Origin of the sequence: Pseudarthrobacter sp. CC4 (assembly GCF_048957775.1) — a bacterium.
Taxonomy (GTDB): Bacteria; Actinomycetota; Actinomycetes; order Actinomycetales; family Micrococcaceae; genus Arthrobacter.
This window is the reverse complement of the sequence record NZ_JARCCZ010000020.1, coordinates 85,038-101,623: the sequence shown is the minus strand read 5'-3', so window position 1 is coordinate 101,623 and position 16,586 is coordinate 85,038. Positions and strand designations below refer to the sequence as shown.

Here is a 16,586-nt window from a genome sequence, read left to right as displayed (position 1 = left end):
GGCACATTTAGTTGAAGACTAAAGCATGCAGGAAACGCAGCCCTCAACCTCAGTCCCTTCCAGCGCGAGCTGGCGGAGACGGATGTAGTAGATGGTCTTGATGCCCTTTTTCCAGGCGTAGATCTGGGCCTTGTTGATGTCGCGCGTGGTGGCGGTGTCCTTGAAGAACAGCGTCAGGGACAGGCCCTGGTCCACGTGCTGGGTGGCGGCGGCGTAGGTGTCGATGACCTTCTCGTAGCCGATCTCGTACGCGTCCTGGTAGTACTCCAGGTTGTCGTTGGTGAGGTACGGCGCCGGGTAGTAGACGCGGCCCAGCTTGCCTTCCTTACGGATCTCGATCTTGGACGCCACCGGGTGGATCGAGGAGGTGGAGTTGTTGATGTAAGAGATCGAGCCGGTAGGCGGCACGGCCTGCAGGTTCTGGTTGTAGATGCCGTGCTCCATGACCGAAGCCTTCAGCGCGCGCCAGTCTTCCTGCGTGGGGATGTGCACGTTCTTGAAGAGCTCACGGACCTTCTCGGTCTGCGGCACCCATTCCTGCTCCGTGTACTTGTCGAAGAACTCGCCGGAGGCGTACTTGGACTTCTCGAAGCCGCCGAACGTCTGGCCGGTCTCGATGGCCAGCAGGTTGGAGGCGCGGATGGCGTGGTACACCACCGAGTAGAAGTAGATGTTGGTGAAATCCAGGCCCTCTTCGGAACCGTAGTGCACCCGCTCGCGGGCCAGGTAGCCGTGCAGGTTCATCTGGCCCAGGCCGATGGCGTGGCTCTGGTCGTTGCCCTTGGCGATGGACGGCACCGAGGTGATGTTGGACATGTCCGAGACTGCCGAGAGGGACCGGATGGCCGTCTCGATGGTCAGGCCGAAGTCCGGGCTGTCCATGGTCTTGGCAATGTTCAGCGAACCAAGGTTGCAGGAGATGTCCTTGCCGGTCTCGTCGTAGGACAGGTCATCGTTGTACGTGGTGGGCTGGGAGACCTGGAGGATTTCCGAGCACAGGTTGGACATGATGATCTTGCCGTCGATCGGGTTGGCCCGGTTCACGGTGTCCTCGAACATGATGTACGGGTAGCCGGACTCGAACTGGATCTCGGCGAGCGTCTGGAAGAACTCGCGCGCCTTGATCTTGGTCTTCTTGATCCGGGAGTCGTCCACCATCTCGTAGTACTTCTCGGTGACCGAGACGTCGGAGAACGGCATGCCGTAGACGCGTTCGACGTCGTACGGGGAGAACAGGTACATGTCCTCGTCCCGCTTGGCCAGCTCGAACGTGATGTCCGGGATGACGACGCCGAGCGAGAGGGTCTTGATGCGGATCTTCTCGTCCGCGTTTTCGCGTTTGGTGTCCAGGAACCGGTAGATGTCCGGGTGGTGGGCGTGCAGGTACACGGCGCCGGCTCCCTGGCGGGCACCGAGCTGGTTGGCGTAGGAGAAGCTGTCTTCGAGGAGCTTCATCACGGGGATGACACCGGAGGACTGGTTCTCGATCTGCTTGATGGGCGCGCCCACCTCGCGGATGTTGGTCAGCGCGAAAGCCACACCGCCGCCGCGCTTGGACAGCTGCAGGGCGGAGTTGATGGAGCGGCCGATCGACTCCATGTTGTCTTCGATGCGGAGCAGGAAGCAGGAGACCAGCTCGCCGCGCTGCTTCTTGCCGGCGTTCAGGAAGGTGGGAGTGGCCGGCTGGAAGCGGCCCTCGATGATCTCATCCACCATCTGGAGGGCAAGCTGCTCGTTGCCGCGGGCCAGGTGCAGGGCAACCATGCAGACGCGGTCCTCGTAGCGCTCCAGGAAGCGCTTGCCGTCGAACGTCTTGAGTGTGTAGGACGTGTAGAACTTGAACGCGCCCAGGAACGTCTCGAAGCGGAACTTCTTCTTGTAGGCACGGTTGAACAGTTCACGGATGAAGTTCATCGTGTACTGGTCCAGCGTCTCGCGCTCGTAGTACTGGTTCTTCACCAGGTAGTCGAGCTTCTCTTCCAGGTCGTGGAAGAACACGGTGTTGTTGTTAACGTGCTGCAGGAAGTACTGGTGGGCGGCCTCGCGGTCGGCCTCGAACTGGATCTCGCCGCTGGGACCGTACAGGTTCAGCATGGCGTTCAGCTCGTGGTAGCCCAGGCCCTTGTAGGCGGCGGGCATCTCGGGCTTCTGGGCCCTGGTTACTTCTGTGTCTGCGACAGTCGTGTCCAAAACGTATCCAATCCTTGGTTGACCCGGGTGACGTCTTCCGGCGTTCCCATAAGTTCGAATCTATAGAGGTGGGGTACCTGGCATTTGGCGGCGATGATGTCCCCCGCCATGCAGTAGTTGTCCCCGAAGTTTGTGTTGCCGGCACCGATGACCCCGCGCAGCAGCTGCCTGTTCTGCGCGTTGTTCAGGAACCGGATGACCTGCTTGGGAACGGAACCTTCTCCCCCGGTGCCGCCGTAGGTGGGCACCACCAGCACGTACGGCCGGGTGGCGAGCAGGGGTGCGTCCTTGGCCAGGAGCGGAATCCGGGCCGCGTCGCGGCCAAGCTTGGAGACAAAGCGGCTGGTGTTCTCGGACGCCGAGGAGAAATAGATAAGCTGGCTCTCCGTAACAACCGCCGGGACCGGCCCTGAAGATGCCACGCGCTGAGCCACGTGGAAATCCTGGACTGCTGGTGCTGCCGTAAGAGTCACCTCGGCTGGTTGTTGTTTGTCGGCAGGGAAAGGCCTTAAGCCACGGAGGAAACGGCGGAGAGGGCCAGTTCCTCGATCTTGTCCGGGCGGAAACCCGACCAGTGGTCCTGGTCCGTGACCACAACGGGTGCCTGCATGTAGCCCAGTGCCTTCAGTCGCTCGAGGGCTTCGGCGTCCTGGGAGATGTCAACGCTCTGGTACGTGATGCCCTTTTTGTCGAGAGCCCGGTAGGTGGCGTTGCACTGAACACAAGCAGGCTTGGTGTAAACCGTTACGGTCATGATTCCTGTCCCCTTTTCTGGAAAAACTTGCTCGTCCGGTGTTCCCGCCCAAGCTGTATGTAGATACTACATCTAGTGCAGTCGCCTCTTCGGAACCCCAAGATGATGTATTACAAGTATGTCATTTAATGCACCGTTAATCCACAGGCAAGGTCCCTCAAAATGTCCGGAATCCCGCCAAATTCGTGGACTGAATCCACACCCTGTGGAGTACTTAGCCACATTTAACGCCCAGCGTGTCGCTGGAAAGACGGCGTGTCGCGGCCCCTGCCGAGGGGCTGCTGGAGGGGTCCGTGGCACAGGAAAGGGGCCCCGAAGTGACCTTCGGAACCCCTCCTGGTGATGAAACGCACGACGACGGCCGCCGCCTTATGCATGAAGCGCTAGAGCAGCGCCTCCCGGCGGTCCAGCACGATTTGCTGCACGTCCAGGTAGCCGGACTGGAATCCGGCCCGCGAGTAGCAGAGGTAGAACAGCCACATCCGCTGGAACACGGCATCGAAGCCCAGCTCCCCCACCTCGCGGGACCGCTCCAGGAACCGTTCCTCCCACAACCGCAGGGTGGCGGCGTAGTGGTCCCCCATGCCCATCCGCTCCCGCACGCGCAGCGAGGTGTGCTGCTGCGTCACGCCCTCGATGGCGCGGACGGACGGCAGGAACCCGCCCGGGAAGATGTACTTGTGCACCCACGTATACGCGTTGCGGGTTGCGAGCATGCGGCCGTGCGGCATGGTGATCGCCTGGATGGCCACCTTGCCGCCGGGGGCCAGCACCCGGTCGATGGTCTGGAAGTAGATGGGCCAGTACTCGTAGCCCACCGCCTCGATCATTTCCACGGACACGACGGCGTCGTACTCGCCCTCCACCGCACGGTAGTCCTGGAGGGCCACGGTCACACGGTCCGCGTAGCCGGCCGCCGCGATCCGTTCCTGCGCCAGCGCCTGCTGTTCGCTGGACAGGGTCACGGAGTAGACGGTGGCGCCACGGGCTGCTGCCCGAAGCGCCAATTCACCCCAGCCGGTGCCGATTTCCAGGAGCCTGGTCCCGGCTCCGACGCCGGCCTTGTCCAGCAGCCTGTCGATCTTTGCCTGCTGGGCTTCGGCCAGCGCCTCCCAGCCAACCGAGGCGAGCGGCCCGGCGTCGGACGGAAACAGGGCCGCCGAGTAGCTCATGGTGGTGTCCAGGAAGTTGGAGAACAGGTCGTTGGACAGGTCGTAGTGCCGCGAGATGTTGCTGCGCGTATTCTGTTCGGCGTTCCGTTCCTGACGGGGCGTGCGCGGCAGGTACAGCGAGCGCAGCTTCTGCAAAGGAGTGGGGATGAGCGTGTCCACCGACGCCGCGAACACCTCAAGGACGCCAGCCAGGTCGCTGGCTTCCCAGTCTCCGGCCATAAAGGATTCGCCCAGCCCGATCAGGCCGTTGTCGCCGATCCTGGCTTCGAACGCCTCCGGCCGCATCATGGTCATGACCGGCGCGTCCGGACAGCCGGTGCCCAGCACGGTGCCGTCCGGGTACTCCACCCGCAGCGGCAGCCGCTTCACGGCTCCTTTGAACAGGAGGCCGGCGGCTTTGCCGGCCACGGCAGCCTTGGCGCCCGACGGCGGCTGGGCCACTTCCGGCCACAGGTCCGGATCGATGGTGGCGGGGGACGCCGGCACGCCGGCCGCGGTCCAGGCTGCGGGTGAGTGCGCGGGGGCTTTGCCGGCAGCTTCGCCTGCTGCCATGAGTCCAGCCTTATCGGCGGATGTGCCTGCTGCCTTGCCTCCGACATAGGCCGCAGTTGCTTGGTTGTCGTCCGTCATTGTCATTGAACTGCCTCCTGTGAGGGGTGGTGTGGCCGGGCGACGACGGGCAGGCGTCTTGCCCAGAGTGTAATGCCCTGCACCCTGATGAGTGCGGAAACCAGCAGCGGCGCGGCCGGCACCGCAAGGGCGGCCGCAAGGATGTTCCGGAGGGTGGCGGGCCGGCGGATGCCGTCCATGCTGGCCACGAAGGGCCGGTGGCCCTCGCGCTCCAGCACGATGGACACCGCCAGCCGCTCCCCCGGCGCAGGCAGCTTCATCCGGTACTGCCCGCTTACGTCGTTGAAGGGTGAGACATAGAACGCCTTGGGCACCGAAGCCCGGCCGGCCGCATCCGTCCGGAGCAGGTAGCAGTGGCGCTCCCCGTACGTGTTGTGGACCTCGGCCACCACGCACTCGAGCTCACCGCTGGTGCGATAGCACCAGAACAGCGTCAGGGGGTTGAAAACGTAACCGAAAACCCTGGCGCTGGTCAGCATGTGGATAGCGCCGCCGTCGGGCTCTATGCCCTGGGTGCGCAGGTAGCGCTCCACGTTGCTGCGGATGCTGGCATGCGGATCCCCGAGATGGTCACCGGCCTTGAACACGGCCAGCGGCCGGAGCAGGAACGGTAGCCGCGGGAGCTCGTCCACATCCACGAACCAGCTGTAGTTGCGGTACGAGAACGCGTTCTTCAGCGGTGTGCGCCGCACGTGTGAGATGGACGTGCGGTAGAGGGCTGGGGCAGTGGTCATGCGGGTTCCGCCGCGGACAGCAGTTCCCGTTCCCCGCCGTCGCGGGAGCCGGGCAGATCGGCAGCTTGGGCAACGGGCCAGGAACGGCCCAGCGCCTCGGCGGCCCGCACGCCGGACAGCGCGCCGTCCTCATGGAAGCCCCAGCCGAGGTAGGCACCGGCGAACGCGATGCGGTTGTCACTGAGGCCCGCGATTGCCTGCTGGGCCTGCAGCGACTCGGGGGTGTACTGCGGGTGCTCGTACACCATCCGCTTGAGGACCCGGTCATCCGCAATCAGCTCCGACTCCCCCAGGCTCACCAGGTAGGGCATGCCGTCAGCCGGGCTGAGCCGCTGCAGCCGGGTCAGGTCGTAGCTCACCAGGACCTTGTCCGGCCGGGCTTCGCAGGACGGCAGGCGGTAGTTCCAGGAGGCCTTGGCATTGTCCGAGGCGGGCAGGACGGCCGGGTCCCGATGGAAGACAGTGTGGTTTACGGAGTACGGCATCCCGCCCAGCGCTTCCTTTTCGGCAGGCGTGGCATCGGCCAGGAACCCGAGGGCCTGCGCAGGATGGGTGGCGATGACAACCGCCTCGAAATCCTCCACGCCATGTTCCGTCACCAGCTCGACGCCGAGCTCGTGGCGCCGGACGGCGGTCACCGGCGTGTTGAGCCGGACATCTGCCAGCGTGGCCGCGAGCTTCTCGACGTACCTGGCCGAGCCGCCGCTGACCGTCCGCCACTGCGGCGAGCCTTTGACGCCCAGCATGCCGTGGTGGCCCAGGAACGTGAAGAGGTAGCGGGCGGGGTACGCCAGCGCGGTGGTGGGGTCGCAGGACCACACTGCGCTGACCACCGGGGTCATGAAGTGCGAGATGAAATAGGAGCTGAATTTTTCGCGTTCCAGGAACTCGCCAAGGGTCTGCTCAGGTGCGGCCAGTTCCGGGTTGACCGCGGAAACGGGTGTGGTCTCCAGGAGGGCCCGGGCCTTCCGGTAGAAGCGGGTGACCTCGAGGAGCATCAGCAGGTAACGGCCCCGCAGGAGGCTGGAGGGGCGGGCGATGATGCCGCGTCCGCCCTCGCGGGCCCCGGCGTACTCCAGGCCGCAGCCGTCGCACCGGATGGACATGCTCATTTCAGAATCCTGCGTCTCTACCCCCAGTTCGGCGAACAGCCGCAGCAGAGTGGGGTACGTCCGTTCATTGTGCACGATGAAGCCTGTATCGACGCCCATGGAGGACCCGTCCGGCTGCGGCAGGTCATGCGTGTGCGCGTGCCCTCCCAGCCGGGAATCCGCTTCGAACAGCGTGACGTCGTCCTGCCGGTTGAGGACGTAGGCGGCAGTCAGGCCGGCCACGCCGCTGCCAATGACGGCCACCCGCCGTCGCCCGCCTCCGCTTACTGCTGGGTTAGGTGACAATGTATGCTCCTCTGCTGAACATTTGCCGTTGGGCTGGGTATGCAGAGGGCAATTCGGCACCAGGTGCCCCGCGGATGGGTGGGATGGGCGGCAGTTTTTTCGGCGGGTGCCGGCGGAGTACTGTGGGCGGGTGGTAAACCCGGTACACCTGAAGACCCTCCTGGAGGTCACCCGGCTCGGTTCATTCGCAGCCGCAGCGGCAACCCTGGGCTACACGGCCTCGGCCGTCTCCCAGCAGATGTCCGCCCTGGAACGCGACACCGGCGTCGTCCTGTTCCAGCGCTCGGCGCGCCGCGTGGTGCCCACGGAAGCCGCCGTCGTCATGACCCGCCACGCTGCCAAGGTCCTCACGGACATTGAAGCCCTGATGGCCGCTGCTTCCAGGACGCAGGATTCAGCCAGCCAGGAACTAAGGCTGGGGATCTTTCCCAGCCTGGCCACCTATGTCCTGCCACGGATCCTGAAGAACCCGTCGTGGAAGAACCTGGGCATCGACCTGAAGGTGTCCGTGGCTGAACCCGGGCAGACCATCCAGGGGCTGCGCACCGGCGGTGACCTGGACCTCGCCGTGGTCTTTCAGGTTGGCCAGACCGGTTTTGCGTGGCCGAACACCATCAACCGGCAATGGATCGGCGACGACGACTTCCGGGTGGTGCTGCCCGCCGGATGGGGCTTCCGCTCCGATGCCAAGGTGGCGGCTGACCATCTCTCCGAGATGCCGTGGATCATGCACCACCCGGGCACCAGCGACGCCATGGTGATTGAGCGACTGTTCGCCGGCTGCAACCTGCATCCGCGGGTGGTGGCGCACAGTGACGATTTCCACGCGAGCCTGGAGATGGCCGCCGCGGGGCTGGGCGCGGCTTTGGTGCCGGAACTCGCGCTGCGGAACAAGCCGGCGGGCGTGGTGGTGCTGGACGTTCCCGAAATCCGGCTGGCCCGGAACGTCTTTGCGCTCCTGATCAATGAGCGGAAGACCGCCCGGGTCCAGCTGTTCGTCGACCTCCTGGCCGAGACGCTCGCCGGGATGCGCACCGCGGTGAATTAGGCCCGAACGCTGGAATGCACCGCTGTTCGGGTCTATGTTGAAACTATGAGCAAGGTAGCGAGCCGGCACTTTGGAGAGATTGAGCTCAACCACGGCAGGGATCACTTGATCGCCGCGAAGCATGAACTGCGCGGCCACCCGCTGGAACTCGACCTGAACGTGACCGCCCACGACCACTTCGACGAGGCCGCGCTGCACAAGGTGGACTACCGCCTGCGGTTCCTGCCCGAGCTCGTGGACGAGGTCCGGGACATGATCGCGGAAGAACTGGAGCAGGAAGGCACCAGCCCGCAGGAGTACCTGCACTTCCACTGCAACGCCCTCAAGGATGAGCACCTGCAGAAGGTCTTCGGGATATCAGACCGCAGCCAGCTCACCAACGAGGTGTTCCTGAAGGCCCTGAAACTCGGCCACGTGGGCATCTACCCCGGACAGCCCGAACGCTACTTCGTCCTGGACTTCACCCTGGGTGAGCATTTCACCGACGAGGTGCTGGTGGCCTCCGCCGACGAAGACGGCGTGGTGGACGACGAAATTGTGTGGGAGTCCTAGGTTTCGACGGGCTCGACCATCAAACAAAAGAACGACGTCGGCAGGTCACCTGAAGTGACCAGCCGACGTCGTTCTTTATGTACTTACTTCGCTGACTCCAGCAGGCCGGCGCGGACTGCCTGGGTTGCCTTGACCAGGTTGCGCAGGGACTCTTCGGTCTCGGCGTAGCCCCGGGTCTTCAGGCCGCAGTCCGGGTTGACCCAGAGCTGGCGGGACGGAACGTGCTTGACGGCGGTGGCCAGCAGTTCGGTGACTTCACCCTCACCCGGCACGCGCGGCGAGTGGATGTCATAGACGCCCGGGCCAACGCCGCGGCCGAAGCCGTGGGACTCGAGGTCGTGGACAACCTCCATGCGTGAGCGGGCTGCCTCGATGGAGGTCACGTCCGCGTCGAGGCCGTCGATCGCGTCGATGATCACGCCGAACTCCGAGTAGCAGAGGTGGGTGTGGATCTGGGTGGCGTCGGCTGCACCGGCCGTTGCCAGGCGGAAGGAATCCACGGACCACTTCAGGTAGTCGGCGTGGTCTGCCTTGCGCAGCGGCAGGAGCTCGCGCAGCGCGGGCTCGTCCACCTGGATGACCTTGATGCCGGCAGCTTCGAGGTCGGCGATTTCGTCGCGCAGGGCCAGGCCAACCTGGTTGGCGGTTTCGCGCAGCGGCTGGTCGTCGCGGACGAAGGACCAGGCGAGGATCGTGACCGGGCCGGTGAGCATGCCCTTCATCGGCTTGCTGGTCAGGGACTGTGCGTACTTGGCCCACTCCACCGTGATGGGCGCGCTGCGGGTGACGTCGCCCCAGAGGATGGACGGCCGGGTGCAGCGGGAGCCGTAGGACTGGACCCAGCCGTGGACCGTGACGTCGAAGCCCTCAAGGTTCTCGGCGAAGTACTGCACCATGTCGTTGCGCTCGGGCTCGCCGTGCACCAGGACGTCGTAGCCCAGCTCTTCCTGGAGTTCAACGACGCGCTTGATCTCATCCTTCATGAGCTGTTCGTACTGCTCGTTGGTGAGGTCGCCCTTGTTGTTGCGGGCACGGGCCGAACGGATCTCCGAGGTCTGCGGGAAGGAGCCGATGGTGGTGGTGGGCAGCGGCGGCAGGTGCAGCGCCTGTTCCTGGGCGGCCTCGCGGACCGGGTACTCCGAGCGGCTGAAGTCAGCGGCGGTGAGCGCCTCGGTGCGGGCACGGACGTCCGTGCGGCGGACCCCTGCGGCGGTGGCGCGGGAAGCAATCACTGCTGTTGCCTCGTCAATGGCGGCCTTCGCGGAAGCGGGGTCGGCCAGGTAGGACGCGAGGGTCCTGACCTCAACCGCCTTCTGGTCGGAGAACGCCAGCCAGCTGCGCAGCTGTTCGGAGAGCTGCGTCTCCTCGGCAACGTCATGCGGCACGTGCTGCGTGGAAGTGGAGGTGGAGACGGTGACCTTGCCTGCAGCTGCCTTCAGGGCGTCCAGCTTGGCAGCCGAAGCGGCGAGGTCGTTGCGCCAGATGTTGTGGCCGTCAACGACGCCGGCAACCAGGGTCTTGCTGCCCAGCCCGGCGAGTGCCGCGGCGGAAGGAACGGCGCCCTTGAAGACGTCAATGTGCAGGGCGTCGATGTTGGTGGCTGCGAGGGTGCCGAGCTGGCCGTCGAGCGAACCGTACGGGGTGGAGACGAGGATCTGCGGGCGGTTCGCTGCAGCGGTGAGGACCTCGTAGGCGCGGGCCACGGCTGCTTCGATTTCGACGGCCGGGGTGTCCTGGTCAACGACGAGTGCGGGTTCGTCCAGCTGGACCCAGCTGGCGCCGGCGGCGGCGAGCTTCTCGAGCAGCTGCACGTAGACGGGCAGGATGTCCTCGAGACGGGACAGCGGCGCGAAACCGGCCGGGGCGCCGTCGGAAGCCTTGGACAGCAGCAGGTACGTGACCGGGCCAACGATGTACGGGCGGGTTTCGATGCCGTTGGCCAGGGCGAAGGCGAACTCGTCAACCTTCGCGGTGGAGGCCAGGCTGAACCCGGTCTCCGGGCCGATTTCCGGCACCAGGTAGTGGTAGTTGGTGTCGAACCACTTGGTCATTTCCAGCGGCTGCTGTTCCTTGTTGCCGCGGGCAAGGGTGAAGTAGCCGTCGATGTCCAGCTGTCCCTCGGCGTTGAGCAGCTTGCCGAAGCGGGCAGGCACGGCGCCGAGGTGGGCAGTGGTGTCCAGGACCTGGTCGTAGTAGGAGAAGGTGCCCGGTACGGCTGCGGCTTCCGTGAGGCCGAGTTCCTGCAGGCGCCTGGCGATGGACAGCTGGATGTCATTGGCGGCGGTGTCCAGGGCGGCGGCGTCGATCTTACCGCCCCAGTAGGCCTCGACGGCTTTCTTGAGTTCGCGGCGGCGGCCGATGCGGGGGTATCCCAGCAGGGAAGCGGCGGGAAAGGGCGTGGTGGCGTTGTTGATGTCAGTCATGGGAATCTCCTGGGGAGTTGGAATGTGTGCGGAAGGCCCGTTGGAGGGCGCACAGCTGAAGGGTGTTCAGCTAAAAAGCGTTCAGCTAACAGCCGTTGGGCTTTGGCTAGCTCAGCTGGCGAGCTGGCCGGCCACGGCTTCGCGGCGGCTGGAGCGGGTGCGCCGCGGGAGGGCCAGCTTGTCCAGCACGTCCAGGGCACTTTGGTGTTCGTTGAAGGTGTAGAGGTGGATGCCCGGCGCTCCGGCTTCCAGGGCTGCGTTGGCAAGGTCCACGGTGGCGCTGACGCCGATCCGCATGCGTTCCGCGTCGCTGTCCGCCGCGGCCATGCGTTCCAGCAGTTCGGGAGCCGGCTCCACGCCTGTCAGCTCGCCGAGCCGCTTCAGGCGGCGGAGGCTGGTGAGCGGCATGACACCGGGGATGATCGGGATGGTGACCCCGGCCCGGCGTGCCCTCGTCAGGAGGTCGGCATACTGCTCCGTGTGGAAGAAGACCTGCGTGATGGCGAAGTCCGCTCCGGACCGCTGCTTGGCGAGCAGCACCTCGACGTCGTGCGCTTCGCTCGGTGACTCCGGGTGCCGGGTGGGGTAGGCAGCGACGCCGACGGCGATCTTCCCGGCGCAGAGCAGGGCGGACCGGCGCTGTTCAACCCGGCGGATCAGTTCGATCAGGTCCTGCGCATAGCGCAGCGACCCTTCGGCCGGTTCGCCGCCGTCCCTGGGCAGGTCGCCGCGGAGGGCAAGGATGCCGCGCACGCCGGTATCCAGCAGCTCGCCGATGATTCCCGCAAGTTCCTGGGGCGTGTTGCCCACGCAGGTCAGGTGGGCCAGGGGCCGGAGCGTGGTTTCCAGGAGGAGGCGGTTGATGAGCTCGACGGCGGTATCCCGGTTGGAGCCGCTGGCACCGTAGGTGACGGAAACGTAGTCCGGTGCGGTGGTTTCCAGTTCCCTGATGGTGGTCCAGAGCGTTTCCGCGGCTGCCGGCGAACGTGGCGGGAACAGCTCGTAGGAAAGCGCCACCGGAGCGGCGTCGGAAAGATTCGGGTGCGTTTCAATAAGGCTTGGTGGCGACATTTGCGTCCTTGGCTTTGGGCCATTGACGGCTGCTGTCGGCAAATGCGACGGCGGGCCGGCAATGAATTGAGTTTGGGGAACACGGAAGGACTCCACGAGGACGCAGCCGCGGCTGGTACGCCCTGAAATGAAGTTGTCCGTGAGCAAATGTCAGGCCCACATGGGGGCACCCACACCCTCCACACGGAGGATCGCTGACACGTTACCGGGGTAACTTGTATAAGACTCTATGAGCGGCCGGGCACGTATTCAAGTTGGCCTCCGAATTAAGACTCAGTTTTACGCCCTCTTTTGGATCTTTTCGGAATTTTGTTCGTTGCGCCCGGCGCTACCAGGGGCGCTCCGGGCCGGGCGCATATTCAGTGTCCCCCAGGTATTCCTCCCGTTCGCGGCCGCTGTTGCGTTCGCGCTGGCCCTGCCGGGCGCTGTCCTCCAACTGCTGGAGCTGGCTCTGGCTCTGCAGCGGCGAAGCCTGGCCGTCCTCACCGGGTGTGTCCTCCGCCGGTCCTGCGTCCGGCGCCGGCTTGTTGCCGGCGGCCGAGAGTTTTTCCTGCAGGCGTGCGTCAGCTCCCGCCAGCCGGTCCCCCGTCCCGCCGGGCTGTCCCTCGGAAAAGCATCCGTCCGGTGCTGCTTCCGCGGCTGCGAGTGCCTCCCTGAACAGGCCGGCCGCCGGCGCGGGTTCACCTGCCTGCAGTTTTTCGTCGCCGAGGCGCTCGATGGCCAGGACCAGGTTCACCCTGATGACGCAGGCTTCGGCCGACTCGGACCGGGCCGGGGGAACAAGGTCCAGCGCTTCCTCGAAGCGGAGGCGCGCCGCGGCGAAATTGCCGTCAAGGACATCGGCATCCCCGGCGGCGAAGGGCGCCTTGTGGGGTTCGATGAGGTTTGCCGGCTGCAGGGCGTCCGCGGCGGCCCGGACGGATGCCGCGTCGGCGGCGTCGAAGGCGTCCGCTGCCCGGCCTCCCAGCAATCCAAGGCTGAGCAGTTTGACGGCGATGCACACGGCCAGGACCACCGGCAAGGCGGACCACGCGAGGAGGCGGCGGCGCCGTGCCGGCCGGCTGCCCGCGTCGCGCTCGAGGGACGTCACCCGTCCTCCGCCTTTCCATCCTGGGATCGCCGGCCGGCCGAGGCCGGGACAAGGGCCCGCACTTCACGGAGCCGGCGAATAATCACGATGGCCTCCGCCAACCCCAGCACGAAGGCACCGGCCGCGAGGATCCAGTACAGCTCGGTCCGCCCCGCCAGGGATCCGTCACTGCCCGGGCGTTCGAGCGTGCCCCCGGATTCGGGCACCGCAGGGCGGGCATCCTGCATCATCGGCGCAACGGGGTCGCCGGACGACCGGTGGACATAGGGAACGCCCAGCTGCCCTGCGAGCTCCCGCAGCCGGGGCTCATCAATCCTGGACAGTGCATCCCGAGGCTGCGCCTCCCCGCCGGCACCGGCGGTGCTGTCCTGGACATAGGGGGCGTCCTCGCCTTCCGTGGAACCTCCGGGGCGCTCCTGCCCGGCGCTTTCCCGCCCGGTGTTTTCGCGCATCCTTCCGCCGCCCGGTGTGCCGTAGCCCAGCACTGCTCCCCCGGCCACCAGGCCATCCGCCAGGTCCAGGGCTTCCGGTTCCTTCGGGCTGGTGTGCTCGCCATCGCCAAGGTAGTAGACGAGCCGGGGCCGCTCAGGGTGGCTCTGCCGGGCTGCGGTGAGGCGTTCGGCCAGCACCTTCCGGGCTGCGGTGATGGTGCTTCCTTTGGCATAGGCCGTGACCTGCGGCTCCAGCACAGAGATGATGGTTTCCAGCGCCAGGGTATCGGTGGTCAGCGGCATCCGGACATGGGCTTTGGTGTCGAAGGTGATGACGGAAAAGCGGGCGCCGGGCAGTTCCTCGGCGATGGCCGCGATGTCCTGCCGCACTCCCACCATCCTGGGTCCGGCGTTGCCGTAGTCCTCCGCGACCATGCTGGTGGTGGTGTCCACCACAAAAAACACGTTGAGGTCGGCGGTGGCTGCCTGGGCCGTGCCGCCCGGCAGTCCGGGGCGCAGCGCCGCGCCGAGGAGGAGCAGCACCAGTGCGCTTCGGGGCATCCAGGCGCGGACGTTGGCTCCCGCACTTCGCTCCGCAGCCGTCCGCACAGCAGTCCCCGCTCCCCGGTAAAGCCGCCATCCCAGGAACCCTAGGACCGCCACCATGACGGGAAGCAGCAGCCACCAGGGAAGGATCGGTTGCAGGGTCATGGCCGCAACCGCCAGCCGGCGACGGCGAGGACCAGCCCGGAGAGGAGGGCCGCGGTGAGCGGCAGTCCCGGCTCGTCCGAGACGACCGCCCGCGGCGCGCCCTGAAGAGCCGACTTTTCCGTTTCCTCGACGCCCCGCACGACGCCCGGCACAGCTTCGGGGTTGTCCAGGGCGTAATAGGCACCGCCCGTGGATTCCGCCGCAGCCCGCAACTGCTCCCCTGGCTGATCCTTGCCTGGGCCGTAGTCAAGGTCACCCGGGTTCAGTGCATACACGCGCACAGCCCTGTCCCTGGCAAGGGCGGCCGCTTCCCCGAGGGTCATGATGGGGTCTCCGGAGAGAAAATTGTCCGTTGCCAGGACCACTGACCGCGAGCGCGCCGGTTGGCCGGATGGGCGGTTGATGCCGGTGTCCCGGTTTCCGGCCTGTTCCGTCCCGCGGGGGAAGCTGGTGAGGCAGGACGCCAGGCCGTCGCCGATCAGGGAGGAGCCCCGGCCGCTCCACGTCCCGTCGAGGAATCCGGAACTGCCGGGTTTCCCGTTGAAGGCGTCCCGTGCGAGCTGCAGCTGCTCCCGGGCGTAGCCGTAGTCGTCGGTCAGAGGAAAAACCTGGATGGCCGTGCTGTCAAAAACGGTCAGGCCGATGCGTTCGCCGTCGAATTCGGCGGCCAGTTCCGAGAAGACGTCCACCACGGCGGCGTCGGCACTGCTCATGGAGCCCGAAACGTCGAGGCACAGCATGATGTCGCGGTTGTGCTGTTCCGGCCGGATGGTGGCCACCTCGGCGGGTCGTGCCGCCGCCACAGCCGTGGAAACCAGCAGGGACGCGCAGGCGAGCGCGGCCACGGCGAGCCAGCGGCGGTACCGCCGCACGGCTAACTGGTACTCCGGCAGCACGGTGAGCCGGTCCGCATGGGCCACCGGCCGGCGTCGTGCGTTGGCATTCCTGTCCGGCCGCAGGGCAGCCCATAGGGCAGCGACGGCTGCCACGGCGGCCAGCGGCAGCAGCCACCACCACATCAGTTCCATGCCTGCACCGCCTTGCGTGCCGCGGCCGCGGAGCCTGCGACGGAGGGAAGGGGCTCGGGACCGAACTCGGCCGGATACAGCTGCCCGAGGGCGGATGCGGCGGCCGGCAGCGGATGTTCCGCGAGGTCCGTCCGGGTCATGCGGGGCGCATCCACTCCGGTGGCGTCGCGGATGAATTTCCTCAGCAGGAGGCTGATTTCCTGGTGGGAGTCCCGGGCGCTCCGCTTTCCGGCGGCGGCGTCACGTTCAACGTCATCGATCCTCTGCAGGTACGCCGCCTTGAGTCCTGCCAGCTCCGTCAGGCGTGCAGGTCGCTGGCGGGCCTGCACGCCCAGTGGCTTGCGGGTGGCGGCAAACACGAACGCGTACCAGGCGGCAACCATCACCAGCAGTCCTGCACCGGCCCAGCCCCAGACGGGGGCATACTCCAGCGGTCCGTAGAACTCCGGTTCAGCCTGCACGTCGGTGCCTTTCCAGGAGGGCGAACAGGGCCGTCACCACGCCCCCGGTTCCGGCCACTTCGCCTTCCGTGATCCCGGCCTGGCGCAGCATGGCCCTGCGCCCGGCGTCCCGTTCTGCCACGGCGTTGGCATAGGCCGCGGCGACTGCCGGGTCCCGGGCAAGGTGCGCAAGAAGGGGGCGGGAACCGCTGACGCTGTAGGAATCAGGCAGGCCCTGCTCCGGCTGAAGGAGCGGGTCCCCAGGGGCCAGTCCTGCGTCCCGGACCGTGAGCCAGAGGACCTCGTGCTGGGCCCGAAGCCGGCGCAGCAACTGCCCCAAGGCCGGGCTGGCCGCAAGTTCGTCGGCAACGACGAACAGCAGGTTGCGCCCCTTCACCTTGCGCGCCACATAGTGGAGCTGGTCCTCGATCCTGCTGGGCGCAGCGTCCAGCGTCGCCGCCGAGTGCACCTGCCGCAGGAGGCGTTCCAGATGGGCCTCACCGCCTTTGGCGGGCAGTGACGTTGTGCCCCCGGAATCGCCGCACACCAGTCCCACTACGTCACCGTGCCGGTGGGCAAGGTACCCCATGACCCCCAGCGCCATCACAGCGATGTCCTTCTTGGTTTCCCCGCTGTAGGCTTCCGCGGCCATGTTGCGGCCCGAGTCCGTGACCAGGATGACGCTCTGCCGGCGGACCGCCACGTACCGTTTGATCAGCGGCGAGCCGTGCCGGGCCGACGCCTTCCAGTCGATGTCGCGGACTTCGTCGCCGGGAACGTAGGCACGGAGGTCATCGAAGTCCAGGCTGCGGCCGCGGAACACCGAGCCGTATTCGCCGTCGAGCATGCCGCGGGCCTTGCGGTGCGCGAAGATGGCCATGTTGGACTTCACCCGCTGCAGGAGGCTGGTCACGC

General features: G+C 66.3%; 15 protein-coding genes. 2 read left to right on the top strand and 13 right to left on the bottom strand.

The annotated features are described in order from the left end of the window. Positions 1-18: 18 nt before the first annotated feature. The 6 genes from nrdE to PV768_RS14840 form a co-directional block, all read right to left on the bottom strand. The gene (gene nrdE, locus PV768_RS14865) at positions 19-2,139 is read right to left on the bottom strand and encodes a class 1b ribonucleoside-diphosphate reductase subunit alpha (protein ID WP_421093416.1); all 2,121 of its coding nucleotides are present in this window, start codon (positions 2,137-2,139) and stop codon (positions 19-21) included. Positions 2,140-2,159: 20 nt separating this feature from the next. Beyond that, positions 2,160-2,624, bottom strand: a complete 465-nt coding sequence (gene nrdI / locus PV768_RS14860; protein ID WP_421093413.1) for a class Ib ribonucleoside-diphosphate reductase assembly flavoprotein NrdI — start codon at positions 2,622-2,624, stop codon at positions 2,160-2,162. 74 nt (positions 2,625-2,698) lie between these two features. Then, complete coding sequence (nrdH, locus tag PV768_RS14855) at positions 2,699-2,944, bottom strand: glutaredoxin-like protein NrdH (protein ID WP_013601222.1); 246 nt, start codon at positions 2,942-2,944, stop codon at positions 2,699-2,701. 383 nt (positions 2,945-3,327) lie between these two features. After that, entirely contained in the window at positions 3,328-4,752 is a 1,425-nt protein-coding gene (locus tag PV768_RS14850) for a class I SAM-dependent methyltransferase (protein ID WP_421093412.1), read from the bottom strand. Continuing rightward, positions 4,749-5,480: a DUF1365 domain-containing protein gene (locus PV768_RS14845; protein WP_421093411.1), complete on the bottom strand. Its 732-nt coding sequence runs from the start codon at positions 5,478-5,480 to the stop codon at positions 4,749-4,751. The genes PV768_RS14850 and PV768_RS14845 overlap by 4 nt, the downstream gene beginning before the upstream one ends. Then, the gene (locus PV768_RS14840; protein WP_421093410.1) at positions 5,477-6,877 is read right to left on the bottom strand and encodes an NAD(P)/FAD-dependent oxidoreductase; all 1,401 of its coding nucleotides are present in this window, start codon (positions 6,875-6,877) and stop codon (positions 5,477-5,479) included. Before PV768_RS14840 ends, PV768_RS14845 begins: the two co-directional genes overlap by 4 nt. A 130-nt stretch (positions 6,878-7,007) precedes the next feature. On the opposite strand from PV768_RS14840, the gene PV768_RS14835 reads away from it, so the two are divergent. Together PV768_RS14835 and PV768_RS14830 are read left to right on the top strand one after the other, a co-directional pair. Next, positions 7,008-7,925, top strand: a complete 918-nt coding sequence (locus PV768_RS14835) for a LysR family transcriptional regulator (RefSeq protein ID WP_104998187.1) — start codon at positions 7,008-7,010, stop codon at positions 7,923-7,925. A gap of 45 nt (positions 7,926-7,970) precedes the next feature. Further along, complete coding sequence (locus PV768_RS14830) at positions 7,971-8,477, top strand: DUF2004 domain-containing protein (protein WP_157241985.1); 507 nt, start codon at positions 7,971-7,973, stop codon at positions 8,475-8,477. A gap of 83 nt (positions 8,478-8,560) precedes the next feature. On the opposite strand, the gene metE is transcribed toward PV768_RS14830, so the two are convergent. The 7 genes from metE to PV768_RS14795 all read right to left on the bottom strand — a co-directional run bounded on the left by metE (position 8,561) and on the right by PV768_RS14795 (position 16,584). Continuing rightward, complete coding sequence (gene metE / locus PV768_RS14825; protein WP_421093409.1) at positions 8,561-10,900, bottom strand: 5-methyltetrahydropteroyltriglutamate--homocysteine S-methyltransferase; 2,340 nt, start codon at positions 10,898-10,900, stop codon at positions 8,561-8,563. A 111-nt stretch (positions 10,901-11,011) separates the two neighbouring features. Further along, positions 11,012-11,971, bottom strand: a complete 960-nt coding sequence (locus tag PV768_RS14820; protein ID WP_157241983.1) for a methylenetetrahydrofolate reductase — start codon at positions 11,969-11,971, stop codon at positions 11,012-11,014. Positions 11,972-12,299: 328 nt separating this feature from the next. Next, positions 12,300-13,061 (bottom strand): hypothetical protein, encoded by a 762-nt coding sequence (locus PV768_RS14815; RefSeq protein WP_421093408.1) that lies wholly within the window; start codon positions 13,059-13,061, stop codon positions 12,300-12,302. After that, positions 13,058-14,203, bottom strand: a complete 1,146-nt coding sequence (locus PV768_RS14810; protein WP_421093407.1) for a vWA domain-containing protein — start codon at positions 14,201-14,203, stop codon at positions 13,058-13,060. Before PV768_RS14810 ends, PV768_RS14815 begins: the two co-directional genes overlap by 4 nt. Continuing rightward, entirely contained in the window at positions 14,200-15,231 is a 1,032-nt protein-coding gene (locus PV768_RS14805) for a VWA domain-containing protein (RefSeq protein WP_421093406.1), read from the bottom strand. Before PV768_RS14805 ends, PV768_RS14810 begins: the two co-directional genes overlap by 4 nt. Continuing rightward, complete coding sequence (locus tag PV768_RS14800; RefSeq protein ID WP_421093405.1) at positions 15,222-15,692, bottom strand: hypothetical protein; 471 nt, start codon at positions 15,690-15,692, stop codon at positions 15,222-15,224. Before PV768_RS14800 ends, PV768_RS14805 begins: the two co-directional genes overlap by 10 nt. Beyond that, positions 15,682-16,584, bottom strand: coding sequence for a DUF58 domain-containing protein (locus tag PV768_RS14795; protein WP_421093404.1), 903 nt, complete (start codon positions 16,582-16,584; stop codon positions 15,682-15,684). Before PV768_RS14795 ends, PV768_RS14800 begins: the two co-directional genes overlap by 11 nt. Positions 16,585-16,586: the final 2 nt, after the last annotated feature.

Excerpts from the sequence above, each read along its gene's own strand:
- nrdE (WP_421093416.1), bottom strand. The coding sequence starts at position 2,139 with ATGCCCGCCGCCTACAAGGGCCTGGGCTACCACGAGCTGAACGCCATG.
- nrdH (WP_013601222.1), bottom strand. The coding sequence starts at position 2,944 with ATGACCGTAACGGTTTACACCAAGCCTGCTTGTGTTCAGTGCAACGCC.
- PV768_RS14850 (WP_421093412.1), bottom strand. The coding sequence starts at position 4,752 with ATGACAATGACGGACGACAACCAAGCAACTGCGGCCTATGTCGGAGGC.
- PV768_RS14845 (WP_421093411.1), bottom strand. The coding sequence starts at position 5,480 with ATGACCACTGCCCCAGCCCTCTACCGCACGTCCATCTCACACGTGCGG.
- PV768_RS14830 (WP_157241985.1), top strand. The coding sequence starts at position 7,971 with ATGAGCAAGGTAGCGAGCCGGCACTTTGGAGAGATTGAGCTCAACCAC.
- metE (WP_421093409.1), bottom strand. The coding sequence starts at position 10,900 with ATGACTGACATCAACAACGCCACCACGCCCTTTCCCGCCGCTTCCCTG.
- PV768_RS14820 (WP_157241983.1), bottom strand. The coding sequence starts at position 11,971 with ATGTCGCCACCAAGCCTTATTGAAACGCACCCGAATCTTTCCGACGCC.
- PV768_RS14810 (WP_421093407.1), bottom strand. The coding sequence starts at position 14,203 with ATGACCCTGCAACCGATCCTTCCCTGGTGGCTGCTGCTTCCCGTCATG.
- PV768_RS14805 (WP_421093406.1), bottom strand. The coding sequence starts at position 15,231 with ATGGAACTGATGTGGTGGTGGCTGCTGCCGCTGGCCGCCGTGGCAGCC.